The organism is Streptomyces zaomyceticus, from assembly GCF_014656215.1.
Taxonomy (GTDB): Bacteria; Actinomycetota; Actinomycetes; order Streptomycetales; family Streptomycetaceae; genus Streptomyces; species Streptomyces zaomyceticus.
Genome location: NZ_BNBZ01000015.1, coordinates 19,453 through 45,698 on the forward strand (window position 1 = coordinate 19,453; position 26,246 = coordinate 45,698).

The window sequence follows — 26,246 nt, forward strand, 5'->3', positions numbered from 1 at the left end:
TGCCTCCACGGAGGCGTTGCCCTTCGATCCCAGTGAACCGCTGCCCGGCTGGGTCGTGAACTCGCCACGGGACCGGATGGCCTTTCGGCCGGTGAGGCCGCCCGACGCCTCGCCGTTCATGGACGAACGAGGTGCGGCGGTAGCTCCCGGCTGGGCGGTGATCCTCGCGGTCATCTGCTCGTCGCGGCGTTCCCGGTCCTGGTGCGGGGCATGGACGAGCTGCGGCGCGCCGAGCGGCGCCGTCAGCCGGCGTTCGCGAACCGATCGGTCCCGGCCGTCGGCTCCTCGCCGCCCTGGTCGAGGCGGAAGGGCGGGTAGGTGTCCGTCATGAGGCTCGCGTAGGCGGCGACCCGCAGGACCCAGCGGTTCAGGCCGACGATCAGGGCGAAGAGGTCGCGCGGATAGCGTTCGCTGAAGGTCACGGTGAAGCCCGCGATGAGCGTGAGCAGGGTGATCAGGCCGCTGCTCCACCATCCTGCGTGCATGCCGCTGGTGAAGAAGGCGATCACGAGGTACTGGGGGATGGCGAGCAGCCACCACTTGACCAGGACCAGCGAGCGGGAGAGCCGCTCCGGGTAGGCGATGTCGAGCCGGGCCGGGTAGTCGGGCTCGGGGCCCAGACTGAAGGGCGGGTAGCGGTCGGTGCCGAGCGCGCCGTACGAGTAGTACGAGACGCGCCAGGACCAGCGGAGCACGCCGAGGTTGAAGTCGAACAGACCTCGGGGGAAGCGCTCGGTGAAGAGGACGGCGAAGAACGCGATCACCGTCACCACGAAGAAGGCGACCCAGAGGAAGATCAGCACGATCCAGTGTGGGATCACCAGGATCCACTTGAACAGCCACAACCAGCGCGACAGCGGCTTGTCGAGTTCGGCGGTCACCGCCACGGAAGGGTGCGGGGCGCTCGGGGTGTCCATGGTCCTCACTTCCTCGTCAGGTCGTCGTCTTCGTACGTGACCACGTCTTCGCCGGGGGAGGTCGCGGACGAAGAGGCCGAAGCCGGCCGGGGCTCGCATGTCCTGTCGCAGGTACGAGAGCGCCCTCGTGACCTCGCACAGGTCGGTGGTGGTCACCTGGGACATGCTTCGGGCATGCACGGTGGACCCGTGACCCATGACCTGCGCCGACACGGTCGGACATGGTTACGTCCGGGCTTGGGCGGTGAGCTCGCACCGTACGTCCACCACGCCTTCGACAGCGCGGGCCAGGCGGGCTGCGAGCGGGATGAGCGCGCTGTCGCGGACCTCGCCGGACAGCGTCACCACTCCGGCGTCGACACGGACGTCGACCCGGTGCCGAGAGAGCGGGAAAAGGTGCTCGACGACGTCGCGCCGCACTTCGGCGGCGAGATCCTCGTCCGGGCGGAGGAAGACCTTGAGGAGGTCGGACCGGCTCACGATCCCCTGGATCGTTCCGCTCGCGCCGACGACCGGCAGCCGCTTGACGTGGTGGGAGGTCATGAGGCGGGCGGCCTGGGGCAGGGACGCCTCGGGAGCGACGGTGACCGCGGGCGAGGTCATCAGGTCCTCGGCCCGGCGAGAACCGGCCTTCGCCGTGGCGTCGAGTCGTCGCATCTGTTCGACGAGACCGAGGCGGTGGTCGTGGAACTCCTCCTTGAGCAGCAGATCGGCCTCGGAGACCACACCGACGACGCGGCCCTCGCCCTCGATGACCGGCACGGCCGTCACCTTCCACCGCTCCATGGCGGTGACGATCTCCTTGAACTCGGTGCCGGGCTGGACCGCGACGACTTTCTTGGTCATCACGTCGGCGACGGTGAACGGCTGAGGTGTCATGGCTCTCTCCTTGACCGAGGGACCGGGTCAGCGGACCAGGACGGCCTCCCCGGAGCGGGGTACGACGGCCGTCCAGCCGAGTTCCCGGTCGATGCGATCACGCAACGTCTCGGACGCCGCCGGTTCGCCGTGGACGAGGTAGGTGGTGTGCGGGGGAGGAGTGCCACGGAGCCCACGGAGCCAGTCGATGATCTGTCCCGCGTCGGCATGGGCCGAGAAGTGGGGAACGTCGGCGATCTCGGCCCGCACGGGCACGTACTCGCCGAACATCTTGAGCGTCCGGACTCCGTCCACCAGGTCTCGCGCCCGGGTGCCGGCCGCCGCGAAGCCGACCACGACCACGGCATTGCGCGGATCCGGGAGAAGGCGATGCAGATGGTGCAGGACCCGGCCGCCGGTGGCCATGCCGGCCGAGGAGACGATCACGGCGGGTCCGTGCGTGCTGTTGATGTCGACGGACTCCTGCACCGTGCGTGCCGCGAGGAACGGCTCCGGGCTCAGCGCCCCCTCTCCCCGTGCGAGGATCTCGGGCCGCAGCTCGGCGGAGCGCTCGCGTACGGCGTCCTGGTAGACGTCCAGCGCGGCGAGTGCCATGGGGCTGTCCACGTACACGGGCACCGAACGGGGCAGGAGGCCCGTGTCGCGCAGGCGGCCCAGTTCGTGCAGGACGACCTCGGTCCGGTCGATCGCGAAGGCCGGGACGACGACAGTGCCGTTCCGCGCGAGGGCGCGGGCGATGACGGAGGCGAACTCCGAACGGGCGGAGTCCTGGTCGTGGTGCCGGTCGCCGTACGTGGACTCCATGAGGAGGACGTCGGCGCCGGAGAACGGCTCCGGTGGCAGCAGCAGCGGGTGCCCCGGGCGGCCCAGGTCCCCGGAGGTGGCCAGGGTGTGGCCGTCCTCCAGCGTGAGGTGGGCCCATGCGGAGCCGAGGATGTGTCCGCCGTGGTGGAGTGTCAGTCGGGTGCCGGCCATGATCTCCACGTCCTCGCCGACGGTCACGGGGTCGAAGAACGCCAGGGTCTTCTCGACGTCCGAGTCGTCGTAGAGCGGTTTGGCCGGGCGGTGTTTGGACCAGCCGTGTTCGTTGGCGTGCCGGGCGGCCTCCATCTGGAGCCGTGCGCTGTCGCGCAGCACGATCCCGGCGAGCCGGGCGGTGTGGGCGCTGGCCAGGATCGGTCCCCGGAATCCCTGCCGCACCAGGCGCGGCAGGTAGCCGCAGTGGTCCAGGTGGGCATGGGTGACGACCACCGCGTCGACGTCCGCGGTGTCGCGGGCGAACCGCTCCCAGTTGCGGTGTCGCAGCTTCGCGAAACCCTGGAAGAGACCGCAGTCGAGGAGGATCCGCGCATGGTCGCTCTCGACCAGGAACTTGCTGCCGGTGACCGTCCCCACGCCCCCCAGGAAGCTGAGCAGAGCCGGTCGGGGGGTCCTGGGAGCGGAATTCGGGGCTGCCTCGGACATGGCCGTTCCTCCTTCGGAACGTGTACCGACTTCCACCTTCGCATCCGGACGTGGCCGGCCCCGAGAGTCCGTACGGGCACATCGGGGGACCGACCGGCCCATGTGGCGCCCGAGTACCGGACGGAGCCTGGTGGACGGGGACCGCGGCGCAGCGCGACAGGAAGTGGGTGGGTGCCATGAAGGCACTTGTCTTCCAGGGCCCGGGACGGATCGCCTGGAAGGAGGTTCCCGACCCGGGGATCGAGGATCCCGCCGACGCGATCGTGCGGGTCGACGCCGTCACGATCTGTGGCACGGACCTGCACATTCTGAAGGGGGACGTCCCGGAGGTGACGCCCGGCCGGGTGCTCGGACACGAGGCGGTCGGCACGGTGGTGGAGGCCGGGAGCGACGTCCGCACGGTCCGGCCGGGGGACCGCGTCCTGATCTCCTGCATCACGGCCTGCGGCAGGTGCCGCTTCTGCCGCGAGGGCCGTTACGGACAGTGCCGCGGCGGCGGTGGCTGGATCCTCGGCCACACCGTCGACGGCACGCAGGCCGAGTACGTCCGCGTACCCTTCGCCGACCTGTCCGTCCACCCGCTGCCCGACTCGATCGACAGCTCCGACGCCGTCCTGCTCGCCGACATCTTCCCCACCTCCTACGAGGTGGGTGTGCTGAACGGCGCGGTGAGCCCCGCCGACACGGTGGTCGTGGTCGGCGCGGGCCCCATCGGCCTCGCCGCCGTCATCACGGCGCGCCTCTACAGCCCGGGCCGTATCGTCGCGGTCGACCTCGTCGAGTCCCGCCGGGTTGCCGCCCGCGCCCTCGGCGCGGACACCACCGTGAACGCCGGAGAAGGCCCCGAAGAGCTCGTCGCGGATCTGACCGACGGCCTCGGCGCCGACGTCGTCATGGAGGCCGTCGGTGTTCCGGAGTCGTTCGAGATGTGTACGCGGATGGTCCGGCCCGGCGGCCGGGTCGCCAACATCGGCGTCCACGGCAAGCCCGCGGTCCTTCACCTCGAAGACCTGTGGATCAAGGACGTCACCATCACGACCGGGCTCGTGGACACCTCGTCCACCCCCATGCTGCTGCACATGATGGCGGCAGGGCGACTGCCGTCGTCCTCCCTGATCACCCATCGTTTCGGGCAGGGACAGATGGAGGAGGCATACGACGAATTCGGCCGCGCGGCGGACACGGGTGCCCTCAAAGTCGTGCTCAGCGGCGCCTAGCACGCTCATGACCAGCCCTCGGGCCCACCCGGTACAGAGCGCTCCGGCGGACGACCGAAGCCCCGAACCACGCCCGCCGCGCGCACTCGTCCTGGACACGGACGGAGTGCTCCTGGACTCGGCCCGCATCCACGCGGCGGCGTGGAAGACCGCGCTCGACGTCTGCCTGGAGGCCGCCGGGGGCGAACGGCAGCCGCCTTTCGACGCCGAAGACGAGTACCGCCGGTTCGTCGACGGAAAGTCCCGCTACGACGGGGCCGCCGCCTTCCTCGCGGCCCGTGGCCTCCACCTTCCGGCGGGAACGCCCCGCGACCCGCCCGGCAACGCGACCGTCTGGTCGGTCGCGGCCCACAAGGAACGGGCGTTCGTCCACCTGCTTCGTACGGAAGGCCTCACCGCCTTCGCCGACGTACGGCCCTCCCTGTCGGCCCTGCGCACGGTGGGCGTGCCGTGCGCTGCCGTCTCCGCCTCCCGGCACGCCCGGACACTGATCCGTGCCGCCGGGCTCGCCGGTGTCCTCACGGTGATAGTGGACGGCGAGGACGCCGCCAGGCTCGGCCTCGCCGGCAAGCCGGATCCCGCGCTCTTTCTGCGGGCGGCCGACCTCCTGGACAGCCGTCCGCAGGAGACCGCTGTCGCCGAGGACGCACTCGCCGGAGTCGAGGCAGCGCGTCGCGGCGGCTTCGGCCTCGTTGTCGGCGTCGACCGCACCGCGCTGCGGCGCACCGCCGCCCTCCTGCGTGAGCAGGGTGCCGACCTGGTGGTTCCCGATCTGACGACGCTGGTCCGGAGCGTCTGGGGTGATCACGGATGACCGCCGGCTGGACGTGGACGTACGACCGGTACGAACCGGAACGCGAGCCGCTGGTCGAGGCGCTCTGCACCGTGGGCAACGGCCGGTTCGCCACGCGGGGCTCCGCTCCCGAGTGCACCGCCGGGGGTGCGCACTACCCGGGCACCTATCTGGCCGGCGGCTACGACCGGCTCACCTCGACCGTCGCAGGGCAGCAGGTCGAGAACGAGGATCTCGTCAACCTGCCGAACTGGACGCTTCTGCGCTACCGGCGCCTCCCGGACGACGGTCCGCCGGGCGACTGGCTCACTCCCGACGCCGGGGAACTGCGCCACTACGACGTGCAACTCGACCTGCGTGCGGGCGTTCTCACACGACGTCTGTTCTACGAGGACGCCCACGGGCGGGGCCTGCGCGTCAGCCACATCCGCGTCGTGCACATGGGAGATCCGGGGTCGGCGGCTCAGTGCACCCTGTTCCGGGCCTATGGCTGGAGCGGTGCCGTCGAGGTGCGGTCCGCCCTCGACGGCGACATCACCAATGCCGGGGTCGAGCGCTACCGGCATCTGGACGGGCGCCATCTCGGCGACCACCGGACCGGGTTCAAGCCCGGCGGCGTCGCCTGGCTCACCTGTCGTACCGTCGACCCGGGCATCCGGATCGCCATGGCCGTGCGCACAGTCACCCGCCCCGTTCGAGCCGCGCGGGAGGCAGCCACCTCGACCGGTACGGTGCAGACGTACCGTCTGCCGGTCGTTCCCCGCCGCTCGGCGATGGTCGTGAAGACACTGGCACTGCACACATCGATGGACCGGCCCGCCGCCGACCCGCTCACAGCAGCCACTGACCTGGTCGCTCGTGCCCCGGCCTTTCCCCAGCTGGTCTCCGCCCACAAGGCGGCCTGGCAGCGTGTCTGGAAACAGGGGGAGCTGCACGTGCCCGGGAAGGCGGGCCGCATCCTGCGGCTGCACGTGTTCCATCTGCTGCAGACACTGTCCCCGCACACGGCGGAGCTCGACGTGGGCGTGCCCGCCAGGGGACTGCACGGTGAGGCGTACCGGGGGCACGTCTTCTGGGACGAGCTCTTCGTCCTGCCCTACCTCGACCTCCATTTCCCCGAGGTGGCCCTGGCGCGGCTCATGTACCGGCACCGTCGACTGCCCGCCGGCCGCGAAGCCGCCCGTCTGGCCGGTCGTCAGGGCGGTATGTACCCCTGGCAGAGCGCTGGTTCAGGCCGGGAGGAGACCCAGGCCCTGCACCTCAACCCGCGCTCGGGGCGGTGGCTGGCCGACCACTCCAGACTGCAGCGTCACGTGGGCTCCGCCGTCGCGTTCAATGTCTGGAAGTACGCGCGGGCCACCGGCGACCGGGGGTTCCTCCACTCCGCCGGGGCAGAGATCCTCCTTGAGGTCGCCCGCTACTGGGCCGGCGCCGCCACGTTCGACCCTGCGCTCGGCCGCTACCGCATCCGGGGGGTGGTGGGACCGGACGAATACCACGACGGCTATCCCGATGCGACGGTCCCGGGCATCGACGACAACGCCTACACCAACGCGACCGCCGCATGGGTTCTCGCCCGCGGCCTCGACCTACTCGGCGAACTGCCCGTGGCCCGCCGTTCGGAACTGGCGGAGCAACTGTCGCTGGACGACGGCGAACTCACTCGCTGGGAGGACGTCTCCCGGCGCCTGTACGTACCGTTCCACCAGGGCGTGGTCAGCCAGTTCGAGGGATTCGGAGACCTGGCGGAGCTCGACTGGAAGGCGTACAGGGCCCGTTACGGCGACATTCGCAGGCTGGACCGGATCCTGGAGGCCGAGGGCGACACGGTCAACCGCTACCAGGCCTCGAAGCAGGCCGACACCCTCATGCTCGGCTACCTCTTCCGGCCCGACGAGCTGTACGGCCTGTTCGACCGGCTCGGCTACGCGCTGGACGACGAGATGTGGCGTGCGACCGTCTCGTACTACCTGCGCCGCACCAGCCACGGCTCGACACTCAGCAGCCTCGTCCATGGATGGGTGCTGGCCCGGCAGAAGGGTGCCGACGCCTGGCGGTACTGCGAGGAGGCCCTGCTCGCCGACGTGGCCGACGTGCAGGGCGGAACGACCGGCGAGGGGATCCATCTCGGCGCGATGGCCGGCACGATCGACCTCGTCGAACGAGGGATCACCGGCCTGGAGACGGGACCGGAAGGGCTTCGAGTGGCTCCGGTGACGCTCGCGGAGATCCCCCGGTTCACCTTCACCGTGTGCGTCGGCCGTCATCGGGGCGTGCGCCTGAGGATGCTTCCCGGGCGGCTGGCGGTTCGGGTTCCTGCCTCGCCCGAGGGCCCGCTCACCGTCGAACTCCCCGGCGGACGGCGGGCGACCGTCGCACCCGGACAGGAGCGCTGGTTCCGTCTGTGAGCGGAGGCTCAGTCGAAGGTGAGCACCTCGGAGACGGGCCGGCGCGGCGTGGCCCGCCCCTGGGGGCCGTAGCCCAGGCGGATCACCATGTGGACGAAGCCCGTCGTCGAAGCCGGATCGCGTACGGCGGAACGGAGTTCGGGCCACTCCAGGGGCTGCGACATGAGGGAGGTCGACAGTCCGTCGAGGGTGGCCCGGAGGAGGACCCGGTGCAGCGCCTGGCCGGCCGTCAGCCATTGCTGGGCATTGTCCTCGTACGTGCCGAGGAGGGCGATCTGCGGCCTCTTCTCGAAGCGAGCCGACGGGCGGTCGGGAGCTTTCCGGAGCGAGTCGAAGTCCCGGACCGGAGAGGTGACGTCGTACTGCCGCGGACCGAAGGCGTACGAAGGGATGCCCTCCGTCTGGGAGCCCTCGTCGGACGCACCTGTGCGCGTCCAGGCGGCGATCTCCGCGCGAACCGCCGCGTCAGCGGCCTCGAACCTTTCGGAGTCGTGGACGACCTCGAGGACGGCGTCGGTGTGCCAGTCGCCCGGCACGACCAGCCGGCAGCCCTCCAGGAGGGCCGAGGCCCGCAGACCGTCGACCACCTCGGAGGGGATCCGCTCCTCGGTGAAGGGGAAACGGCTGGTGTGGCGCTGCGACAGGGCGGCGTGGAGCGCGACGAGTCCGCGGTCGACGTCGTCCGCTCCGTGGAGTTCCACGTCGGCGAAGTGCCAGCGGTCCTCGGGGCGCGGCAGCAGCCGGACCTCGGCGTGCCGGCCTCTGTGCGCGGCGCCGACCCGCAGACCGAACAGGGCGGCGCCACAGCCGAGGTGGAGGGCACGGTGGTCCGGGTCCTCGTGCGGCATGCCGCGCAGCGGATCGCCGTGCAGCTCGATGACGCCCGCGTCCGTCCTGCACACGAATGTCCAGGGCTGTGCGTTGTGCATCGAGGGTGCCGTGACGGCGTCTTCGATCAGCGACGTCACGAACGGTCGGGTCAGAGCGGTGGTAGACACGGTTCGTCCTGTCTGCGGTGAGTCACCAAGCGATGTCGTGCGGAGTCCGGGCGGACGGGGCGGGACGTACGTCGTCCTCGTGGAAGGACAGCCGGTCCACGACGGCGACGACGCCGTCGACCCTCTCGGCGAGTCCCACGAGCATCAGGACCTGGCTCTGCCGCCGGACGCGGCCCCCCAGTGTCACCACGCCGTCCAGGACGTGCACGTCCACCGCGTCCCCTGGCAGGTCCATGGCATCCGTGAGGACGTCCTCGCGGATGCGGTGCCGTATCTCCGAGTCCGGGCGGAGATAGACGCAGAGCAGATCACGACGCGTCACGATGCCCACCAGCCGTTCCTCCTCGTCGACCACGGGAAGGCGCTCGACTCCGCGGCGCACCATCAGCCGTGCCGCGTCCGCCACGGTCTCCTCGGCGTGCACCGTGACGGCCGGCGTGGTCATCAGGCCCCGCGCCGTCAGCTCGTCGCTGGACAGGAGGTCGCTCTCGGAGACGACACCCATGACACGGTCCTCCTCGTCCACGACGGGGACCCCGCTGATGTCGTGCTCGACGAGCAGCTTCGCCACATCCCTGAACGACGCCGCGGGGACGGCGGAGACCACGTCGTCGGTCATCAGGCCGCCGACCTTCATGTGCTTCATCACCGAGCCTCCTGTCCGAGGGGCCGGCCGGTGTGTTGTCCCGTGTCTCCACCCTCCCTCGCACGCCCGGGGGCGGCGAGGGCCGAACGGTCCACCCTCAGGCCCGAACGGGCACGACGTCGCCGGTCCGCGCTCTGTCCTGTTCGGGTAGGACCTTCGGTCCCGTCATGGGCCCCAGAGGCACAGGCGGGGCCTGTGCCCGTCGTCGCGGTCGCGTCGCCACGGCGGGCACAGGTTCCGTCCGGCACGGCGGGACGGACGGGTGCTCAGACGGCCGCCGCGGAAGGCTCGCGGGTGTTCGCCAGGTCGATGCGGACCGTCCGGTCGCAGAGCCGTTCCACCTGTGCGGGGTCGTGCGAGACGAGCAGGACCGTTCGGTTGCCCCGCAGGGCCGCCACGGACTCCTCGACGGTGTCGCGGCTCCGCTCGTCCAGGGCGCTGGTCGGCTCGTCGAGCAGGAGGGCCGCCGGTTCGAGGGCCAGGGCCCGGGCCAGGCAGAGCCGTTGGCGCTGGCCGTTGGACAGCGTCTGGGCCGGGGTGTCCAGCCGGTCGGAGATCTCGCTCCACAGGCCCGCTTCGCGCAGAGCCTGCTCGACGCGGTCGTGCATCTCCGTCCGGGACGCCCGTACCAGGTGACGGAGGCCGAAGAGGGCGTTGTCCAGGATGCTGCCGCCGAAGACCACGGGGGTCTGCGGTACCAGGACGACGGTGCTGCGCAGGTCGGCGTCGCCCTTGCCGTACCGGACGGGACGCCCGAGGACCTCGACCTCGCCCTGACGGCGGAGCCCGTGGGGCAGCAGGTCGACCAGGGCGCGGAGCACGGTGGATTTCCCGGCGCCCGACGGGCCGCACAGGCCGGTGGTGGATCCGGCGGCCAGCTCGAACGTCACCGGTCCGACCAGACGCTTGGAGCCGTCGAGGATCTGCAGGTCCCGGACCGCGATGACCGTCCCGTCGGCCTTGCCGCGCGGGGTCGTGGCACCGGTTGTCACGTCGTCCATCGTCGTGCTCCTTCGAAGCGGTTGCGCAGGAGGACCGCCAGGCCGAGCAGGCCCGCGGTGATCAGGACCAGGACGAGGGCGCTGCCCCACGCCTGGGCGATCGCCTCGGGGGCGCCCGAGTCCTGCGACAGGGTGAAGATGTGCGTGGGCAGGGCCTGGACCGGAGCGTCGACGATGCCGGTCGGGAGGGCGGGGGCCCCGAAGAACACCGTGGCGGTGAAGATCAGGGGAGCCGTCTCGCCCGCCGCCCGGGCCAGGCCGAGCAGCAGGCCGGTGAGCGTGGCCGGCCAGGTGTACGGGATGACCACGGAGCGGACGTACTGGGATCCGGTGAGGCCCAGGGCGAGCGCGGCCTCGGTGATCTCGCCCGGCATGCTCCGGATCCGGCCCGCGGTGGTGAGGGCGACCACCGGCACCACCACCGGCACCAGGACCACGGCGCCGGCCAGCCAGGAACGACCCCAGCCCATGGTCGTGCAGAAGAGGACGTACCCCGCGAGGCCCAGCAGGATGGTGGGCGTCCCGCCGATCGCCACGGTCAGCGTCTCCAGGACGCGGGTGGTTCTCGCGGAGGCACGCGTGCCGATCACGATGCCCGCTCCGTAGCCGAGCGGAAGGGCGATCAGTGCCGTGGTCGCGAGGAGCAGGAGCGTACCGATGATCTGGTCGCGGATGCCGCCACCTGCCGCGCCTTCGGAGGGCGAGAACCAGAAGACCGGATGGAGTGCCGCGCCGCCGCGGGCCAGCAGGATGCCGAGCATGCCGACGAGCAGGGCCCCCGGCAGCAGCAGGGCCCCGAGCCGGACGACGGTGGTGATCCGGTCCTTCGGAGTGCGCAGCCACGCGGAGGACCGCCGGGCACGCGGAGCGCGAGCGGCCCGTCCCGTGGAGCCGCGGGTGCCCCACACGGTGGCGACGGCGACCAGGGCCAGCAGGATGACGCCCAGTCCGCACAGCGCCGCGAAGTACGGGCCGGAGGTGCCCGCCAGCATCGGCTCGGGGCCTGCCAGCTTGGTGGTGAGCGTCTGACCGGGGCGTACGAGGGAGGAGAGGACGTCCCCCGGCGACTCCGGCAACCGTCCGTCGGCGCGGCCGATGACCATGAAGACCGCGATGGCCTCACCCAGTGCCCGCGCAAGGCCGAGGAGGACGCCGGCGCGCATGCCCGACCGGGCCTGGGGCAGGACGGCGGACCGGACGACCTCGCGGCGGGTCAGGCCGAGGGAGTACGCGGCCTCCCGGTACCGGCCGGGTACGGCGGCCAGTGCGTCGACGCTGACCGCCACGATCGTCGGCATGATCATCACGGCGAGGACGATGCCGGCGGCGAGGAGGCTGTCGCCGCCCGGCACGTCACCGAGGTCCGCCACGAACGGCCGGATCACCATGATGCCGATCAGGCCGTAGACGATGGAGGGGACCGCTGCCAGGAGTTCGATGCTCAGGCGTAGCGGCTTGGCGAGTCGGGGCGGCAGGTACTCGGACAGGGCGACGGCCGCCGCCCAGCCGATCGGGACGGCGAGGACCAGTGCCAGGACGCACACGGCCGCCGAGCCGTAGATCATGGCCAGGCCGCCGAAGGCGAGGGTTCCCGGACTCCAGGTGGACGAGGTGAAGAGGGCCGTCCAGTCGACGGTTCCGCTCGCGATGCCCGTGACCAGGTAGCCGAGCAGGACCACGAGGGTGAGCAGCACGGACAGGATGCCGCTGTACGCCCAACTCCAGACCCATCTCGCCCGGTTGCCGCGGCCGCTCCCGGAGGAGGGCCGCGACAGGGTGGGTCCGGGCGCCCGGGCGGGGCGCTCCAGAGTGAGACCCATGGTCAGAGGCCCATCTGCTCGCGCGTGAGGTAGCCGTGCTTGGGCAGCAGCTTCTGGCCCTCGGGCGAGAGGATGTAGTCGATGTACTGCTTGACGGCGCCCTTCGGGCTTCCATTGGTGATCATGTACAGCGGACGGGTCATCGGGTACGCGCCGGACGCCACGTTCGCCAGCGTGGGGGCGACGCCCTCCAGGGGCACGGCGACCAGTTCGGGGTGTCCGTCGATGAAGCCGGTCGACAGCGGGGCGACCGAACCGCGGGTGGACTTCAGCTTGTTGCGGGTCTCCAGGTTGCCGCCGACGATGGCGTAGTTCGCGGACTTGGGCGGGGCCGGCGGCTCGTCCTTGCCGTAGATGAACTTGTCGAGCACCTCACGGGTGCCGCGGCCGGGCTCCTTGTCGTACACGAAGACCTGGAGGTCGGGGCCGCCGACCTCCTTCCAGTTGGTGATCTTCCCCTCGAACAGGCCCGCCACCTGCGCCTTGGACAGGCCCTTGACCCCGCCGTCGGCCACTTCCTTCGTGATGATGACGCCGACGGCGTCCGCGCCGATCTGTGTGGTGACGAAGTCCGTGTCGGGGTACGCCTTGTGGTCCTTGTCGGACAGGGGCTTGGAGCTGAGGGCGATGTTGATCTGGCCGGTGCCGAGCTGGGAGATGCCGCCGGCGGAGCCGCCCTGGGTGGCGACGGTGATGTTCAGGCCCTTGGCCTTGAGTGCCTCGGCGGCGTCGGAGGCGACCGGGGCGACGGTGGTCGAGCCGCTGGCCTGGATCGCGTCCGAGCCGGCCTTCGCGGAGCCGGCGCAGCCGGCCAGGGCGGCGGTGAGGACGAGAGCGGCGGAGGCGGCGGAGGTGCCCTGGCGGACACGCCGTCCGGTGGGGCGCGGTGCTCTCCTGCGGATTTCGGTGGACATGAAAGACATGGCGGTGCCTTTGCGGTGAGGGAAGGGTGGGAGTCGGGGAAGGCCGTCGGCGGAACGCCGGGGCCGGGCCGGGCGAGCCCGCAGGCGTTCTGGGCGCGCGGCGTGGTGGACGCCGAGGGTGTGGGTGATGGCTGCTGACGATGTGCAGCCGGATGTCCTTGCGATCCTTGTCGCGTTCCCCGTTGAACTCGCTCAGGACCGTTGGGGCTGTCGTGGGGCGCTTGCGCGCCCGAACGACGGTGCTCGGCCCGCTCCCCTTGTGACAGGGCCCGAAGCATCAGGGCATCGGTGTCCGTTCACCCGCTGACCCCGGGTGCGGACCGCGATGCCGTGGGCGAACGCTACCGCCTCCGAGTTGTCCTGGCGAGATCTTGATGGACGAAATCATCGATGATCAGCGATTGAATTTGAGTCATGCGCGGGGCCGGCGGGTGTGCCGCCGAGGGGCGGCCACGAAATCCGAAGCCGCACGGGTCGTCGGTCTACTCCCTATCCCCAGATGGCTTCAAGCTGTGTGAACAAACGGATTCAAGCGGATGACCTCTCTTCGCAACCAGCCACAGAGGAGGGCGAATCGGGGCAGTGGCGCTGTGCGGCCACGGGGGTCGGAGAGATGGGCTTTCAGTCATTCATCGATCTATTGACATACATCGCTCGATGCTGGCAGGGTTCCGGCCGTCGGTCGACAGCGTCGTTACCGACCTCGGCTCTGACCCGGCCCCACCTCGAACCGTCACGCTCCTTGATCACTCCCTGGGGGGAAGTGTGAGTAGTCCCCGTGTTCTGGTTGCCTCCGCGTTCGAAGCGGAGCTCCAGCCCTTGACGTCCGCATGTGCGGCTGCCGCTCTGCAGCACCACGGCGCCGACGTCGTCGGCTGGGACGCGCACCTGCTTCCCGATGCCATTCCGGAAGGCCCCTTCGACCTCACGCTCGTCTCCGTCCAGCAGTTCGAGGGTCTCGAGCGGGGAATCGCCCTGGCGCGCCGGGTCTCGGAGGCGTACGGCACCACGGTCGTGACCTTCGGCCAGTACGCGCAGATGAACCACCGGGAGTTCCTCGACGTCGCCGACGGCATCATCATGGAGGAGCCCGAGCTGATCAGCGAGGAGCTGGCCCAGCTCGCCGCCGGCACCCTCACGCTCGACGCGGTGCCCGCCCTGATGACCCGCAACGGCATGCGCCCCAAGCCCCCGCGCCGACGCATCTCGGTCACCAGGCCCGCCCGGGACCTGTTCCCCTCCCTCGTGCACTATCCGGCGCATCACTCGCCGTTCGGCCTGATGGGCAACATCGAGGCGTCCCGCGGCTGCCACCACAAGTGCACCTACTGCTCCGTCTACGGCGCGTACGACGGCGGTGTCGCCGCCTACGACGCCGACAGCGTCCTGGCCGACGCACTGCAGCTGGCGGAGGAGGGCGTCCGGCACTTCTGCTTCATCGACGCCGAGTTCTTCAACTCCCGCACCATCGGCATCGGTGTGGTCGAGCGACTCGTCGAGGCCATCGGCCCCATCACCTTCGAGTTCACCACCCGCGTCGACCACGTCCTCGACTACACCAAGGAACTGGAGAAGCTCGTCTCGCTCGGGCTGCGCCGTGTCACCTGCGCCCTCGAGTTCCCCTCCGACCGCATCCTGCGCATCTTCGACAAGCACATCGACGTCGACCACATGCGCGAGGCGGTCGACGAGGCCGAGCGGATCGGCTTCGAGCTGTACCCGACGTTCATCCCGTTCACCCCGTGGATCGAGTACGAGGAACTCCTCGGTTTCGAGGACTGGCTGGTCGAGACGGGCCTCGCCCGCGTCACCGACCCCACCGCCCTGCAGACCCGACTGCTGCTGTTCAAGGGCTCCCCGCTGCTCTCCTCGCCCTGGATGGAGGACATCGCGACCGTCGACCGCGGTTTCTGGGTGGAGTGGACCCACCCCGACAAGCGCGTCGAGGAGCTCTGGCAGGAGCGCCGCACCGACGCCGAGGACGCCGGCAAGATCCGCTGCTGCGTGAAGTGCTGACCCACCCGCTCACACGAAAAGGACACTGACATGGGTGGATCACCCCGCGTCGTCATCTCCACCGGCCAGGCCCTCCCGGACATGGACTGGGCGGGCGAGCTCGCCGGCCTCACCGACTCGTGGCCGTACCTCGGCCCCACCTGGCTGCGGGCCACGGAGAAGGTGCTCCCCGACGTCCAGCCCTGGCACACCCTCGCCCACCGTGCCCGCGGCGAACTGGCCCTCCTCCCCGGCTACATCCTCACCACCCCGCCGGTCGTCGACCACGAACCGCGCACCTACCTCGGTTGGCAGGCGCCCTCCGGCGAAGAGGTGTGCTGCGGCGCCGAGACCGACGCCGCGCGCAGCGCCGAGGTCGACGCGCTGGGGACCGAGCCGTTCTTCCCGACGCTCCTGCTCGGCTCCCCGCTGGGCTACCGCACCGAGGTCGCCTACAACTTCTGGACCCCCACCCTGATGGGCGCCATCGTCGACAAGCTGGTCCCGGCCGCGTTCGAGGCCGGCATCAGATGCATCGTCGCCCCCTGGATACCGGGCCGCCGCGGCAACGACGCCCTCGTCGACGCCCTCGACGCGGCCGGCGCCTCCAGCACCTTCTGGGGCTACGAGGACTTCATGAGCCTCGACGCGCCGAACTGGGAAGGACACCTCGCCGCCCTGCCGCTGAAGAAGCGCCAGCGCATCAAGGGCGACGTCCGTCGGGCCGAAGCCGCCGGCGTGACGATCAAGCGCGTCGACGGCACCGACATCCGCCCCTACATCGCGCGCATCGCCGAACTCACCTGCCTCAACCGGGAGAAGAACGGCGCCGGTGAGGAGCCCGAGCACATCGTCGGCGTCCTCTCCGCCCTGATCGACGAGGGCGCGGACGTCCGCGCCTACCTGGGATACAAGGACGGCGCGCTGGTCGCCACCTGCGTCACCATCCGCAAGAACCACCGCCTCTTCCCGAAGTGGGCCGGCTTCGACTACGCGGCGATCGGCGAGCGCAGCGGCATCTACTTCGCCCTGGTCCTCGACGCGCCCGTCCGTGACGCGTACGCCGAGGGTCTGCGCACCGTCGAGTTCGGCGCCGGAGCGCACCAGGCGAAGGCTCTGCGCGGCTGCACCCCGCGTGAAGTCACCACCTCGATACTTCTGTCCGACCCGGCGCTGCGACCGCGGGCGAGCGCCTGGCTCGACGCCTTCGGAAACAGCAGGCGGGCCGCGTTCGGTGCCGCGTCCCCCGCCCCTGCCCAGCCCGCGCAGCTGCCCCTCCTGGGCGGCTCCTGCGACAGCGCCTGCGGCAGCTGACACCGCCCGGCTCACGACAAGGACGAGAAGGACCACATGATCACCTTCATCCCTCTGACCGGATTCCTCGGGGCCGGCAAGACCACGACCATGACCGCCGCCGCGCTGGCACTCCAGGCGCAGGGCCGCAAGGTCGCGGTCATCACCAACGACCAGGGCGTCGAGCTCGTCGACACCAAGCTGGTGCGCAGCAAGCTGGACAGCGTCGCCGAGGTCACCGGCGGCTGTTTCTGCTGCAAGTTCGAGGACCTCGTCGAGGCGATCGTCGCGCTGGTCGCCTCCGACAGCGTCGACACCGTCATCGCCGAGGCCGTCGGCAGCTGCACGGACCTCCAGGCCACCGTTGTCCGACCGCTGCGCCAGTACTACGGCGACGACATGGTCGTCGCCCCCCTGACCACCGTGGTCGACCCCCTGCGGCACCTGGCGTTCGCCCGCGCCGCGGAGCGGGGCGAGCCGGAGTCGGACCTGTCGTACCTCTTCCGCCAGCAGGTCACCGAGGCCGACGTCATCGCCGTGAACAAGCTGGACACCATCAAGCCGGACCGGGCCGAGGAACTCCTCGCCTCGCTCCGTACGAGTCATCCGAAGGCGACCGTCGTCGGTTACTCGGCCACCACGGGCGCCCACCTGGACACGCTGCTCGACGCGTGGCAGGCGCCGGCCACGAACGAGGACGTCGTCCTCGACATCGACTACGACCGCTACGCGGCCGCCGAGGCCCAGCTCGCCTGGATGAACCAGGAGCTCGACCTCACCGCCGCGGGGGACGGTTTCGACGCGACCGCGTGGGCCCGCACCGTCCTTCAGGAGCTGTCCGGCTGGGCCGCGGAGCACGACGCCGTGATCGGCCACGCCAAGATCACCGTGGAGACGGCCGACGGCGACTTCGCCAAGCTCAGCCTCACCGAGTCCGGCGCGCAGCCCACCCTCGACCGCGCCGCCGAGGCGAGCGTGCCGACCGGCAGGGCCGTCGTCAACGCCCGGGTCGCCTGCGAGCCCGACGCCCTGGACACGGCCGTCACGGAGGCCGTCGAGGCCGCCGACCTGGCCACCGCCGTCACCTCCTCGGCGACCACCCCGGTGTCGTTCAAGCCCTCCTACCCGCGCCCCGTGCACCGTCTCGCCCCCGCCGGCGCCTGACCGAGAAGGACCCCCCGTCATGAGCGACACCACCACTGCCGGCAGCCTGCAGGAAGAGGTCCGGGAGTACTACCGGGCCAAGGCCGCCGAAGCCGAGACGAGCGGCGCCTGCTGCTCGCCCGACCCGCAGACCTTCGGCCCCGCCGCGTACGACGAGATCGGCCCCGGCACCGCCCCGGACGCCGCCCTCCTCGCCAGCCTCGGCTGCGGCAACCCGAGCGCCGTCGCCGAACTGCGCGAGGGCGAGACGGTCCTGGACCTCGGCTCCGGCGGCGGCCTGGACGTCATCCTCAGCGCCCGGCGCGTCGGCCCGGACGGCCGCGTCTTCGGCCTGGACTTCCTGGAGGAGATGCTCGCCCTCGCCGCCCGCAACGTCGCCGACGCCGAGATCGACAACGTCGTCCTCCTCAAGGGAACGATCGAGTCCATCCCGCTGCCCGCCGACACCGTCGACGTGATCATCTCCAACTGCGTGATCAACCTGTCGCTGAACAAGCCCGCCGTCTTCGCCGAGATGGCGCGCGTCCTCACCCCCGGCGGCCGCCTGGGCATCAGCGACGTCGTCGCCGAGGACCGGCTCAGCCCCGACGAGCGGGCCGAACGCGGCGGGCACAGCCAGTGCATCGCCGGCGCTCTCTCGGTCGCCGAGTACAAGGAACTCCTCGACGCGGTCGGCCTGAAGGACGCGGAGGTCGTCTTCACCCAGGAGGCGGCCGACGGCCTCCACGCCGCGATCATCCGCGCCCACAAGCCGGCGGACGGCACCGCCGGCAGCCCGCAGGAGTGCGCGCCCGGCGGAACCTGCTGCTGACCATGTCGTCACGGCCGGGGTGTCCGTGGCCGGAGCCGGAGCTCGGGCCACGGACAGCCTGGCCACGTTGTGCACGCTCGTGCCCGCCGCGTGCCGATCCCGGCGCGCGCAACGGCCGACAGCTCTTGATCGCACGGCCGGTCCGCCGCTCGCCGCGGCCGGCACGGCGGCGGTTCTCCTCGTGGTCCGCCAAGGATTCCCATGCCCGAAACGTCGCTCGACCGGGAGACCGTCGAGGAGTACGCCCGCTGGTTCCGAGCCCTGGCCGACCCCACGCGCATCCGCATCATGCGGTTCCTGAGCGGTCGGCCGGGGCCCGTGCCGGTGGGGGAGATCGTCGACCATCTTCGACTCAACCAGTCGACCGTCTCGCACCACCTGAAAATCCTTCACACCGCCCGCTTCCTGACGAGGCGCCGTGCCGGTGCCAGCATCCGGTACGCCATCAACCCCCGCTGCATCACCGAGTTCCCCAGCGCCGCCGACATCCTCATCGGCGCCCCGGCCCCCTCCTGCCGGGAACCGGGATCCGGCTGAAGGCCCCTCGGCCGCTGCCGTGAGCGCGGATCAGCCGGCAACGCGTCGCGTTGCCGGCTTCTTGTGCTTGCGCGTGGCCGTGGAGCGGAGGCCGACCGGAGTGCGTCCCACCCCGCATGGCGATCGGATCAGAGGGCCAGCTCCTGCCCGTCAGGTCCGCCAACGTGGCGGGCAGGAGCTGGTGTTCATGGGAAGGGTCGACGGCGTGGGCTCCGGTGCGGCCTCAGGCCGTGGCGGCGACGCTCGCGACGGCCGTGCTCCTGTCGGCAAGGGCGGCGAGGTGTCGCTCCGCGTCGAGTGCGGCCCGGCAGCCGGAGCCCGCGGCCGTGACGGCCTGGCGGTAGGTGTGGTCGACGACGTCGCCGGCGGCGAAGACTCCCGGCAGGTTCGTGCGCGTGGAGGGCGCCTCCACCTTGATGTAGCCCTCGTCGTCGAGGTCGACCTGGCCGGTGAAGAGTTCGGTGCGCGGGTCGTGGCCGATGGCGATGAACAGCCCCGTGGCGTCCAGGTCGCGGGTCCTGCCGGTGAAGGTGTCGCGCAGGACGACGCCGGCGAGCATGCCGTTCTCGGACTTGATCTCCGCGATCTCGCTGTCGAAGGCGAAGGAGATCTTGTCGTCGGCGAAGGCGCGGTTCTGCATGACCTGGGAGGCGCGCAGGGTGGAGCGCCGGTGGACGACGGTGACGGAGCGGGCGAAGCGGGTGAGGAAGGTGGCTTCCTCCATGGCGGTGTCTCCGCCGCCGACCACGACGATGTCGCGGTCGCGGAAGAAGAAGCCGTCGCAGGTGGCGCACCACGAGACGCCTCGGCCCGAGAGTTCGTCCTCGTTCGGCAGGCCGAGCTTGCGGTAGCCGGAGCCGGTCGCGATGATCACGGCCTTGGCGCGGTGGACCGTGCCCTCGCTGTCGGTGACTTCCTTGATGTCGCCGGTCAGGTCGACGGAGACGATGTCGTCGTCGATCATCTCGGCGCCGAAGCGCTCGGCCTGGGCCCGCATGTTGTCCATGAGGTCGGGGCCGTCGACGCCCGTGGGGAAGCCGGGGAAGTTCTCGACCTCGGTCGTCGTGGTCAGGGACCCGCCGACGAAGATCGAACTGCCGAAGAGCAGCGGATCGAGCTGGGCGCGGGCGGTGTAGAGGGCGGCGGTGTATCCGGCGGGGCCGGAGCCTATGACGATGACCTCACGGACGTCGCCCGCGGTCGCCGCGTTCGAGGCGGTCAAGGGAGTCACGCCTCCTGCTGCGCGTCGATCTCGGCGATGAGGCCCTCGATCAGGACCTTGATCTCGTCGCGGATCGGGCGGACGGCTTCGACGCCCTGGCCGGCCGGGTCCTCCAGGGCCCAGTCGAGGTACTTCTTGCCGGGGAAGACCGGGCAGGCGTCGCCGCAGCCCATGGTGATGACGTAGTCGGACGCCTGGACGGCCTCCGTGGTCAGCACCTTCGGCTTCTGGTCGGAGATGTCGACGCCGGCCTCGGCCATGGCCTCGACGGCGGCCGGGTTGACCTGGTCGCCCGGAATCGAACCGGCGGAGCGGACCTCGACACGGTTGCCGGCCAGGTGGCGCAGGAATCCGGCGGCCATCTGGGAGCGGCCCGCGTTGTGGACGCAGACGAAGAGCACGGAGGCGAGCGGAGCGGTGGTCATCGGTTCTTCCTTGCCGGCAAGAGGTCAGCCCCGGCTGGTATCAGCAGCGAGTGATGTGACAGTATCAGTCCATGATGACGTCAGTCGACACTGATCTGATCCGGGTTCTGGCCGATCCCCTCAGGCTCCAGATCGTGACCCTGCTCGCCCGCGAGACGCTCTGCACCACCCATCTGGTCGAGGAGACGGGTGCCAAGCAGACCAACCTCTCCAACCACCTGCGCGTCCTGCGCGAGGCCGGTGTGGTGGAGACCGAGCCCTGCGGTCGCTTCACGTACTACCGCCTGAAGCCGGACGTCATCGCCCAGCTCGCCGACCGGTTCGCCGACCTGGCCGAGTCCGCCCGTACCGCCGCCGAGAACAAGAGGGCCTGTCCGTGACCCCCACCCAAGCGTCCGCTCCGGCGGTGGAGTCCTCGGTCGTCGCGAAGCTGTCGACGCTCGACCGTTTCCTCGCCGTCTGGATCCTCCTCGCCATGGGCCTCGGCCTCGGGCTCGGACGGCTGATCCCCGGTCTGAACGACGCCTTGGCCGAGGTCGAGATCGGCGGCATCTCGCTGCCCATCGCCGTCGGCCTGCTGATCATGATGTACCCGGTCCTCGCCAAGGTCCGGTACGACAGGCTCGACGCCGTCACCGGCGACAAGAAGCTCATGGTCTCGTCGCTCGTCATCAACTGGATCCTCGGCCCGGCACTCATGTTCGCCCTCGCCTGGATCTTCCTGCCGGACCTGCCCGAGTACCGCACCGGCCTGATCATCGTCGGCCTGGCGCGGTGCATCGCCATGGTGATCATCTGGAACGACCTGGCCTGCGGCGACCGTGAGGCCGCCGCGGTCCTCGTCGCCCTGAACTCGGTCTTCCAGGTCGTCGCCTTCGGCGTCCTGGGCTGGTTCTACCTCGACCTGCTGCCCGGCCTGCTGGGCCTCGGCGAGGGCGAGACGCTCGACATCTCGATGTGGAAGATCGCCCTGAACGTCGTCGTCTTCCTCGGCGTCCCGCTGGTGGCAGGCTTCCTCACCCGCCGGATCGGCGAGAAGAAGCTGGGCCGGGAGTCGTACGAGACGACGTTCCTGCCGAAGATCGGACCGTGGGCGCTCTACGGACTGCTCTTCACGATCGTCATCCTCTTCGCCCTCCAGGGGAAGACCATCACCTCCCAGCCGCTGGACGTCGCGAGGATCGCGCTGCCGCTCCTCGTCTACTTCGCGGTCATGTGGTTCGGCACCTTCGCCCTCGGCAAGGCCATCGGCCTCACCTACGACCGCACCGCGACGCTCGCCTTCACCGCCGCCGGCAACAACTTCGAACTCGCCATCGCCGTCGCCATCGCCACCTTCGGTGTCACCTCCGGCCAGGCGCTCTCCGGGGTCGTCGGCCCGCTCATCGAGGTGCCGGTCCTGGTCGCGCTCGTGTACGTGTCGCTGGCCTGGCGCAAGAAGTTCGCCCCCGCCCAGCGGTGACCCCGCCCACGCCGCTCCTCGGTGTCCCGCCCCTTCGACCGGGCGAGTCGCCGTCGCACGAAGGGAAGCCGGAGAGATGAGCAGCTCACTCGACGTCGTCGTGATCGGCGGTGGCCAGGCGGGACTCGCCGCCGGATACCACCTCCGCCGCCTCGGCGGCCTCGACTTCGCCGTCCTGGACGCTCAGCCCACGCCGGGCGGAGCCTGGCAGCACACGTGGGACTCGCTGCACCTCTTCTCGCCGGCCGCGTACTCGTCCCTGCCCGGTCGTCTCATGCCGCCGCAGCAGGGGGAGACGTACCCCGACGCCGCCCACGTCGTCGGCTACCTGACCGACTACGAGCAGCGCTACGAGCTCCCCGTCCACCGGCCCGTCCGTGTCGAGGCGGTCCGCCGCGACGGCGGGCACCTTCGCGTGGAGACCGACTCGGGTACCTGGCGCGCCCGCGCCGTCGTCAGCGCCACCGGAACGTGGTCACGGCCGTTCCTCCCCGCCGTCCCCGGCCGTGACGCGTTCCGGGGACGGCAGCTCCACACCGTCGAGTACCGCACCCCCGGCGAGTTCGCCGGCACGCGGGTCATCGTCGTCGGAGGCGGGAACTCCGGAGCGCAGATCGCCGCCGATCTCGTGTACGACACCGACCTCACCTGGGTCACGCAGCGCCCCGCGCGATTCCTCTCCGACGACATCGACGGCCGCGCCCTCTTCGACCACGCCACCGCCCGCCGCCGTGCACTTGACGAAGGCCGCACCGACGGCGGGGGAGTCGCTTCGCTCGGTGACATCGTCGCCGTACCGCCCGTACGTGAAGCCCGCGACGCGGGCCTCCTCAAGGCGCAGCCGATGTTCGCACGTGTGACGGGGACCGGTGTCGAGTGGGCCGACGGCACGCGCGCCGAGGCCGACGCGATCATCTGGTGCACCGGGTTCCGTCCCGCTCTCGCCCACCTCGCCCCGCTCGGGCTCCGCGGTCCTCGCGGACACATTCCCACCCGGGGCACAGAGGCTGTCGGAGAGCCCCGACTTCATCTGCTCGGGTACGGCGACTGGACCGGGCCCGCCTCGGCCACTCTCGTCGGCGTCGGCCGTCCCGCCCGCGAAGCCGCGCGGGCGATCGCCGACCTTCTGCGATGAGGCCGCGTGGGTGAACGAAAGGTGAACGCCTGACGGATATCGATCGTCGAATTCGCCCTGCGATCTTGTCGGCTCGTATGGTGTCCGGATGGCAACTCCGTTGGCAGGCATACCGATCGAGGACGTGAGCGGGGAGCACTGTGTGCCCTGCTCACCGGGGCGGCTGATCGACCGCGACGAAGTCGAGACGCTGACAGTCCAGTTGAAGGCGATGGCCGACCAGACCCGCCTCCAGATCGTCCACCTCATCGACAAGGCGCCGGCCGGGGAACTCTGCGTCTGTGACCTGACCGATTCGCTCGACCTGGCGCAGCCCACGGTGAGCCGTCACCTGAAGATCCTCACCACCGCAGGGCTGCTGCGCCGTGAACAGCGGGGAACCTGGGCCTGGTTCTCGATCCGCTGGGATGCTCTTCAGGAGCTCAGGAAGCACGCTTTCCCCCGAGGCATCGACTGCTCGCCGTTCTGACCGCTCCGATTCAACGCGCCGGCGCCGCGTCCATCTCCGCGATGAGATTCTCGACGAGGCCCCTGATGGCGTCGCGGACGAGGCGCACCGCCGCCACCCCCTGCCCGGCCGGGTCGTCGAGCTTCCAGTCGAGGTAGCGCTTGCCGGGGAAGACCTCACAGGTGTCCCCGCAGCCCATCGTGACGCACACGTCCGACGCTCCGACGGCTTCCGTGGTGAGGATCTTGGGGACCTCCGCGGACATGTCGATCCCGACTTCGCGCATCGCTTCGACCGCGGCCGGATTCACCGCCGAGGCCGGGGCGGAGCCCGCCGAACGGGCCTCGATCCGGTCGCCGGCCAGGTGGCGAAGCCACGCGGCGGCCATCTGGGACCGGCCGGCGTTGTGAACACAGACGAACAGGACGGAGGGTGTCCGGGACACTTGTGTCTCCTCAAATGAGTTGCGGTACAAGGGTGTTCTGAAATCCGGTGGTTGACACCGGTTGTGCTCGGCGTGTCACGATCGGGCCATGCTGACGTCGGTGAACGCGGAACTGCTGAGGGCCCTGGCGGACCCCCTGCGGCTTCGCATCGTGTGCCTGCTTGCCCGTGAGTCGCTGTGTACGACTCACCTCGTCGAGGAGACGGGCGCGCGGCAGGCGAACCTGTCGAACCATCTCCGGGTTCTCCGGGAAGCGGGTGTCGTGGAGACCGAGCCCTGCGGGCGTTTCACCTACTACCGGCTGCGCCCCGAGGTGCCGGCCGACCTGGCCGCGTTCTTCGGTGGTCTGGCCGACGGGGGATGCGAGGCCTCCGCGCCCCGGCGGCCCTGCGGTTGAAAGTCCGGCCGCTTCTTCATCGGAGCGCCCGTGCCGTCTCCACGTCCACTCGCCCGTGACCTCGCGGGCTGCGGATCGCGATCCGGGCGCGAACGTTACTCCCTCCCCGCCTCTCCGGCGACCCTCCACAGGTGGCTCGATCGTGCCGGCGCCCCTTTGGGGGCAGGCCCGACCCGGAGTCATCCGTCACGCCTTGACGATCGATGGTCACCGATCGAATTTCGCCGTGTTCCGCGCGGACCAGGCGCGCCCCGCGGTCCTGGCGGCGGAATCCGCTGAAGTCGCCAAGTCTGTGAGCGCCCTTGGTTCTCGCCGGGCCCATCTGCGTGAACGCCCACACTGGGTAACCTGACCGACTTTCGCAAGCACACACAGAGGCGGTCGAATCGGGGCAGTGACATCGTGTGGCAGTGACGTCCGGCAAGGGGTCCTCTTCGGCCATTCATCGATCTATTGACATACATCGCTCGAAGCTGGAAGGGTTCCGGCCGTCGGTCGACAGTGCCGTTGCCGACCTGGGCTCCGCACCACTCCGTCGGCCGGCCTCGGCCCCGACCACACGTCGACACCAAAGGTTTCCGCCATGGCCGCCACGCCCCACCCGCACTCGTCCACCACCGAGGCACCGGTCCTGCTCCTCATGGGCAGCGGTGACCGCCGCTACCGGGAGTACATCGTGGCGGCCGTCTCCCGCCACTTCCGCCTGTGGCTCCTCGACGCCCACGAGCCGAGTTGGCAACTGCCGTACGTGGAGGGGACCTCGCTCCTCGACACCAAGAACCTCGACGAACTCCTGGTCGAGGCGAAGAAGCTCATGCAACAGCTGCCCGTTGCGGGGGTCTTCACCTACGACGAGTCCCTCGTGCACGCCGCCGCGCGACTCACCGAGGTCCTCGGCCTGCCCGGAAGCGCGCCCGACGCGGTGCTCGCCTGCCGCGACAAGGCGACCACCCGGGCACGGCTGACGGCAGCCGACGTGCCACAGCCGGCCTGCACCGCGGTCTCCACGGCGGCCGAGGCACGTCGTGCGGCCGACGCGACCGGCTATCCCGTCGTGGTCAAGGCCCGTGGACTCGCCGGCAGCCTCGGTGTCGTCCGGGCCGACCACGGCGACGCCGTCGAAGCGGCCTTCGAGGCGGCGAGCTCCGCCAACTGGCCCGGAGTACCCCGCTACGAGGCCGACGTCCTGGTCGAGGAGTACCTCACCGGCCCCGAGATCAGCATCGACGCAGTTGTCGTCGACGGCGTGTGCACCCCGATGATCGTGGCGCGCAAGCAGGTCGGCATGGACCCGTACTTCGAGGAGACCGGCCACACGGTCGACGCCGCCGACCCCCTCCTCCAGGACACCGAACTCCTGGACCAGCTTGACCGCATCCACAAGGCGCTCGGATTCGCACACGGCTCCACGCACACCGAGTTCAAGCTCACCCCCAAGGGGCCCCGCCTCGTCGAGATCAACGCGCGCCTCGGGGGCGACTTCATCCCCCTCATCGGGATGCTCGCCACCGGGACCGATCCCGCCGTCGCCGCCGCCCACGTGGCGGCCGGGCTCGCCCCCGACACCGCGCCGAAGACACAGCGGACCGCGGCCATCAGGTTCCTCTACCCGGAGCGCGACTGCGAAGCGGTCGAAGTGATTGTCCGCACCGACCTCTTCGGGCCCACGGTGCACAGCGCGGTCGCGACGGCCGGCCCCGGCACCCGGCTGGCCCTCCCGCCCCGGGCGTACATGAACCGGTACGGCCATGTCATCGCTGTCGGAGAGAACCACGACCAGGTGACCGCCGACGTGGACGCCGCGCCCACCCTGGTCGAACTGCGGTCGCGCCCCCTGACCGGCTGA

25 protein-coding genes are annotated in these 26,246 nt (G+C 70.5%); 14 read left to right on the top strand and 11 right to left on the bottom strand.

Translation table 11 applies throughout. The features are described 5' to 3' along the window. Nucleotides 1-242: 242 nt before the first annotated feature. The 3 genes from IE311_RS20180 to IE311_RS20190 form a co-directional block, all read right to left on the bottom strand. Nucleotides 243-917 (bottom strand): DUF4389 domain-containing protein, encoded by a 675-nt coding sequence (locus IE311_RS20180; protein WP_189833143.1) that lies wholly within the window; start codon nucleotides 915-917, stop codon nucleotides 243-245. Between the two features lie 225 nt (nucleotides 918-1,142). After that, nucleotides 1,143-1,796, bottom strand: a complete 654-nt coding sequence (locus IE311_RS20185; protein WP_189833144.1) for a CBS domain-containing protein — start codon at nucleotides 1,794-1,796, stop codon at nucleotides 1,143-1,145. A 27-nt stretch (nucleotides 1,797-1,823) separates the two neighbouring features. Then, a complete protein-coding gene (locus tag IE311_RS20190; RefSeq protein ID WP_189833145.1) occupies nucleotides 1,824-3,260 on the bottom strand; it encodes an MBL fold metallo-hydrolase RNA specificity domain-containing protein in 1,437 nt (478 codons plus the stop codon). Nucleotides 3,261-3,436: 176 nt separating this feature from the next. Here IE311_RS20190 and IE311_RS20195 point away from each other — a divergent pair, with 176 nt between their 5' ends. Genes IE311_RS20195 through IE311_RS20205 form a run of 3 tightly spaced genes read left to right on the top strand, consistent with a single transcriptional unit; the run spans nucleotide 3,437 to nucleotide 7,678 of the window. Then, the gene (locus IE311_RS20195) at nucleotides 3,437-4,477 is read left to right on the top strand and encodes a zinc-dependent alcohol dehydrogenase family protein (RefSeq protein ID WP_189833146.1); all 1,041 of its coding nucleotides are present in this window, start codon (nucleotides 3,437-3,439) and stop codon (nucleotides 4,475-4,477) included. 7 nt (nucleotides 4,478-4,484) lie between these two features. Next, nucleotides 4,485-5,291, top strand: coding sequence for an HAD family hydrolase (locus tag IE311_RS20200; protein WP_189833147.1), 807 nt, complete (start codon nucleotides 4,485-4,487; stop codon nucleotides 5,289-5,291). Beyond that, a complete protein-coding gene (locus IE311_RS20205) occupies nucleotides 5,288-7,678 on the top strand; it encodes a glycoside hydrolase family 65 protein (RefSeq protein WP_189833148.1) in 2,391 nt (796 codons plus the stop codon). Before IE311_RS20200 ends, IE311_RS20205 begins: the two co-directional genes overlap by 4 nt. Before the next feature lie 8 nt (nucleotides 7,679-7,686). Here the strand turns inward: IE311_RS20205 and IE311_RS20210 are convergent, their stop codons facing one another. The 5 genes from IE311_RS20210 to IE311_RS20230 form a co-directional block, all read right to left on the bottom strand. Beyond that, entirely contained in the window at nucleotides 7,687-8,676 is a 990-nt protein-coding gene (locus IE311_RS20210; RefSeq protein WP_189833149.1) for an Acg family FMN-binding oxidoreductase, read from the bottom strand. A gap of 22 nt (nucleotides 8,677-8,698) precedes the next feature. Beyond that, nucleotides 8,699-9,322, bottom strand: coding sequence for a CBS domain-containing protein (locus IE311_RS20215; RefSeq protein WP_189833150.1), 624 nt, complete (start codon nucleotides 9,320-9,322; stop codon nucleotides 8,699-8,701). A 266-nt stretch (nucleotides 9,323-9,588) separates the two neighbouring features. Then, nucleotides 9,589-10,323, bottom strand: a complete 735-nt coding sequence (locus IE311_RS20220) for an ATP-binding cassette domain-containing protein (RefSeq protein ID WP_189833151.1) — start codon at nucleotides 10,321-10,323, stop codon at nucleotides 9,589-9,591. Then, nucleotides 10,311-12,143, bottom strand: a complete 1,833-nt coding sequence (pstC, locus tag IE311_RS20225) for a phosphate ABC transporter permease subunit PstC (RefSeq protein ID WP_189833152.1) — start codon at nucleotides 12,141-12,143, stop codon at nucleotides 10,311-10,313. The genes IE311_RS20220 and pstC overlap by 13 nt, the downstream gene beginning before the upstream one ends. 2 nt (nucleotides 12,144-12,145) lie before the next feature. Next, nucleotides 12,146-13,057, bottom strand: coding sequence for a phosphate ABC transporter substrate-binding protein (locus tag IE311_RS20230; RefSeq protein ID WP_189833153.1), 912 nt, complete (start codon nucleotides 13,055-13,057; stop codon nucleotides 12,146-12,148). Between the two features lie 774 nt (nucleotides 13,058-13,831). Here IE311_RS20230 and arsL point away from each other — a divergent pair. The 5 genes from arsL (at nucleotide 13,832) to IE311_RS20255 (ending at nucleotide 18,866) form a co-directional block, all read left to right on the top strand. Then, complete coding sequence (gene arsL / locus IE311_RS20235; RefSeq protein WP_229902041.1) at nucleotides 13,832-15,082, top strand: arsinothricin biosynthesis radical SAM protein ArsL; 1,251 nt, start codon at nucleotides 13,832-13,834, stop codon at nucleotides 15,080-15,082. 30 nt (nucleotides 15,083-15,112) lie between these two features. After that, the gene (locus IE311_RS20240; RefSeq protein WP_189833155.1) at nucleotides 15,113-16,375 is read left to right on the top strand and encodes a GNAT family N-acetyltransferase; all 1,263 of its coding nucleotides are present in this window, start codon (nucleotides 15,113-15,115) and stop codon (nucleotides 16,373-16,375) included. A gap of 36 nt (nucleotides 16,376-16,411) precedes the next feature. After that, the gene (locus tag IE311_RS20245; protein ID WP_189833156.1) at nucleotides 16,412-17,518 is read left to right on the top strand and encodes a GTP-binding protein; all 1,107 of its coding nucleotides are present in this window, start codon (nucleotides 16,412-16,414) and stop codon (nucleotides 17,516-17,518) included. Between the two features lie 19 nt (nucleotides 17,519-17,537). Next, entirely contained in the window at nucleotides 17,538-18,329 is a 792-nt protein-coding gene (locus tag IE311_RS20250; RefSeq protein WP_189833157.1) for a methyltransferase domain-containing protein, read from the top strand. Nucleotides 18,330-18,530: 201 nt separating this feature from the next. Further along, the gene (locus tag IE311_RS20255; protein WP_189833158.1) at nucleotides 18,531-18,866 is read left to right on the top strand and encodes an ArsR/SmtB family transcription factor; all 336 of its coding nucleotides are present in this window, start codon (nucleotides 18,531-18,533) and stop codon (nucleotides 18,864-18,866) included. Nucleotides 18,867-19,089: 223 nt separating this feature from the next. On the opposite strand, the gene trxB is transcribed toward IE311_RS20255, so the two are convergent. Continuing rightward, the gene (gene trxB / locus IE311_RS20260) at nucleotides 19,090-20,088 is read right to left on the bottom strand and encodes a thioredoxin-disulfide reductase (protein ID WP_189833272.1); all 999 of its coding nucleotides are present in this window, start codon (nucleotides 20,086-20,088) and stop codon (nucleotides 19,090-19,092) included. A 5-nt stretch (nucleotides 20,089-20,093) separates the two neighbouring features. Beyond that, complete coding sequence (locus IE311_RS20265; protein WP_189833159.1) at nucleotides 20,094-20,513, bottom strand: arsenate reductase ArsC; 420 nt, start codon at nucleotides 20,511-20,513, stop codon at nucleotides 20,094-20,096. A gap of 71 nt (nucleotides 20,514-20,584) precedes the next feature. Between IE311_RS20265 and IE311_RS20270 the strand changes: the two genes are divergently transcribed. The 4 genes from IE311_RS20270 to IE311_RS20285 all read left to right on the top strand — a co-directional run bounded on the left by IE311_RS20270 (nucleotide 20,585) and on the right by IE311_RS20285 (nucleotide 23,579). Continuing rightward, nucleotides 20,585-20,893, top strand: a complete 309-nt coding sequence (locus tag IE311_RS20270) for an ArsR/SmtB family transcription factor (RefSeq protein WP_189833160.1) — start codon at nucleotides 20,585-20,587, stop codon at nucleotides 20,891-20,893. Then, entirely contained in the window at nucleotides 20,890-21,975 is a 1,086-nt protein-coding gene (gene arsB / locus IE311_RS20275) for an ACR3 family arsenite efflux transporter (protein ID WP_189833161.1), read from the top strand. Before IE311_RS20270 ends, arsB begins: the two co-directional genes overlap by 4 nt. Before the next feature lie 76 nt (nucleotides 21,976-22,051). Further along, nucleotides 22,052-23,110 carry an ArsO family NAD(P)H-dependent flavin-containing monooxygenase gene (locus IE311_RS20280; RefSeq protein ID WP_189833162.1) on the top strand — a complete coding sequence of 353 codons (1,059 nt, stop codon included), beginning with the start codon at nucleotides 22,052-22,054 and terminating at the stop codon, nucleotides 23,108-23,110. Nucleotides 23,111-23,198: 88 nt separating this feature from the next. Further along, nucleotides 23,199-23,579 (top strand): ArsR/SmtB family transcription factor, encoded by a 381-nt coding sequence (locus tag IE311_RS20285; protein WP_189833163.1) that lies wholly within the window; start codon nucleotides 23,199-23,201, stop codon nucleotides 23,577-23,579. Between the two features lie 10 nt (nucleotides 23,580-23,589). Here IE311_RS20285 and IE311_RS20290 read toward each other — a convergent pair whose 3' ends face one another. Further along, complete coding sequence (locus IE311_RS20290) at nucleotides 23,590-24,003, bottom strand: arsenate reductase ArsC (RefSeq protein ID WP_189833164.1); 414 nt, start codon at nucleotides 24,001-24,003, stop codon at nucleotides 23,590-23,592. A gap of 88 nt (nucleotides 24,004-24,091) precedes the next feature. Here IE311_RS20290 and IE311_RS20295 point away from each other — a divergent pair, with 88 nt between their 5' ends. After that, nucleotides 24,092-24,400 (top strand): ArsR/SmtB family transcription factor, encoded by a 309-nt coding sequence (locus IE311_RS20295; protein WP_189833165.1) that lies wholly within the window; start codon nucleotides 24,092-24,094, stop codon nucleotides 24,398-24,400. A gap of 583 nt (nucleotides 24,401-24,983) precedes the next feature. Next, nucleotides 24,984-26,246, top strand: coding sequence for an ATP-grasp domain-containing protein (locus IE311_RS20300; protein ID WP_189833166.1), 1,263 nt, complete (start codon nucleotides 24,984-24,986; stop codon nucleotides 26,244-26,246).

What these genes read in the sequence shown, in the direction of transcription:
- IE311_RS20180 (WP_189833143.1), bottom strand. Translation starts at nt 917, where the DNA reads ATGGACACCCCGAGCGCCCCGCACCCTTCCGTGGCGGTGACCGCCGAA.
- IE311_RS20185 (WP_189833144.1), bottom strand. Translation starts at nt 1,796, where the DNA reads ATGACACCTCAGCCGTTCACCGTCGCCGACGTGATGACCAAGAAAGTC.
- IE311_RS20190 (WP_189833145.1), bottom strand. Translation starts at nt 3,260, where the DNA reads ATGTCCGAGGCAGCCCCGAATTCCGCTCCCAGGACCCCCCGACCGGCT.
- IE311_RS20195 (WP_189833146.1), top strand. Translation starts at nt 3,437, where the DNA reads ATGAAGGCACTTGTCTTCCAGGGCCCGGGACGGATCGCCTGGAAGGAG.
- IE311_RS20200 (WP_189833147.1), top strand. Translation starts at nt 4,485, where the DNA reads ATGACCAGCCCTCGGGCCCACCCGGTACAGAGCGCTCCGGCGGACGAC.
- IE311_RS20205 (WP_189833148.1), top strand. Translation starts at nt 5,288, where the DNA reads ATGACCGCCGGCTGGACGTGGACGTACGACCGGTACGAACCGGAACGC.
- IE311_RS20215 (WP_189833150.1), bottom strand. Translation starts at nt 9,322, where the DNA reads ATGAAGCACATGAAGGTCGGCGGCCTGATGACCGACGACGTGGTCTCC.
- IE311_RS20220 (WP_189833151.1), bottom strand. Translation starts at nt 10,323, where the DNA reads ATGGACGACGTGACAACCGGTGCCACGACCCCGCGCGGCAAGGCCGAC.
- pstC (WP_189833152.1), bottom strand. Translation starts at nt 12,143, where the DNA reads ATGGGTCTCACTCTGGAGCGCCCCGCCCGGGCGCCCGGACCCACCCTG.
- IE311_RS20230 (WP_189833153.1), bottom strand. Translation starts at nt 13,057, where the DNA reads ATGTCCACCGAAATCCGCAGGAGAGCACCGCGCCCCACCGGACGGCGT.
- IE311_RS20240 (WP_189833155.1), top strand. Translation starts at nt 15,113, where the DNA reads ATGGGTGGATCACCCCGCGTCGTCATCTCCACCGGCCAGGCCCTCCCG.
- IE311_RS20245 (WP_189833156.1), top strand. Translation starts at nt 16,412, where the DNA reads ATGATCACCTTCATCCCTCTGACCGGATTCCTCGGGGCCGGCAAGACC.
- IE311_RS20250 (WP_189833157.1), top strand. Translation starts at nt 17,538, where the DNA reads ATGAGCGACACCACCACTGCCGGCAGCCTGCAGGAAGAGGTCCGGGAG.
- IE311_RS20255 (WP_189833158.1), top strand. Translation starts at nt 18,531, where the DNA reads ATGCCCGAAACGTCGCTCGACCGGGAGACCGTCGAGGAGTACGCCCGC.
- IE311_RS20265 (WP_189833159.1), bottom strand. Translation starts at nt 20,513, where the DNA reads ATGACCACCGCTCCGCTCGCCTCCGTGCTCTTCGTCTGCGTCCACAAC.
- IE311_RS20270 (WP_189833160.1), top strand. Translation starts at nt 20,585, where the DNA reads ATGATGACGTCAGTCGACACTGATCTGATCCGGGTTCTGGCCGATCCC.
- IE311_RS20280 (WP_189833162.1), top strand. Translation starts at nt 22,052, where the DNA reads ATGAGCAGCTCACTCGACGTCGTCGTGATCGGCGGTGGCCAGGCGGGA.
- IE311_RS20285 (WP_189833163.1), top strand. Translation starts at nt 23,199, where the DNA reads ATGGCAACTCCGTTGGCAGGCATACCGATCGAGGACGTGAGCGGGGAG.
- IE311_RS20295 (WP_189833165.1), top strand. Translation starts at nt 24,092, where the DNA reads ATGCTGACGTCGGTGAACGCGGAACTGCTGAGGGCCCTGGCGGACCCC.
- IE311_RS20300 (WP_189833166.1), top strand. Translation starts at nt 24,984, where the DNA reads ATGGCCGCCACGCCCCACCCGCACTCGTCCACCACCGAGGCACCGGTC.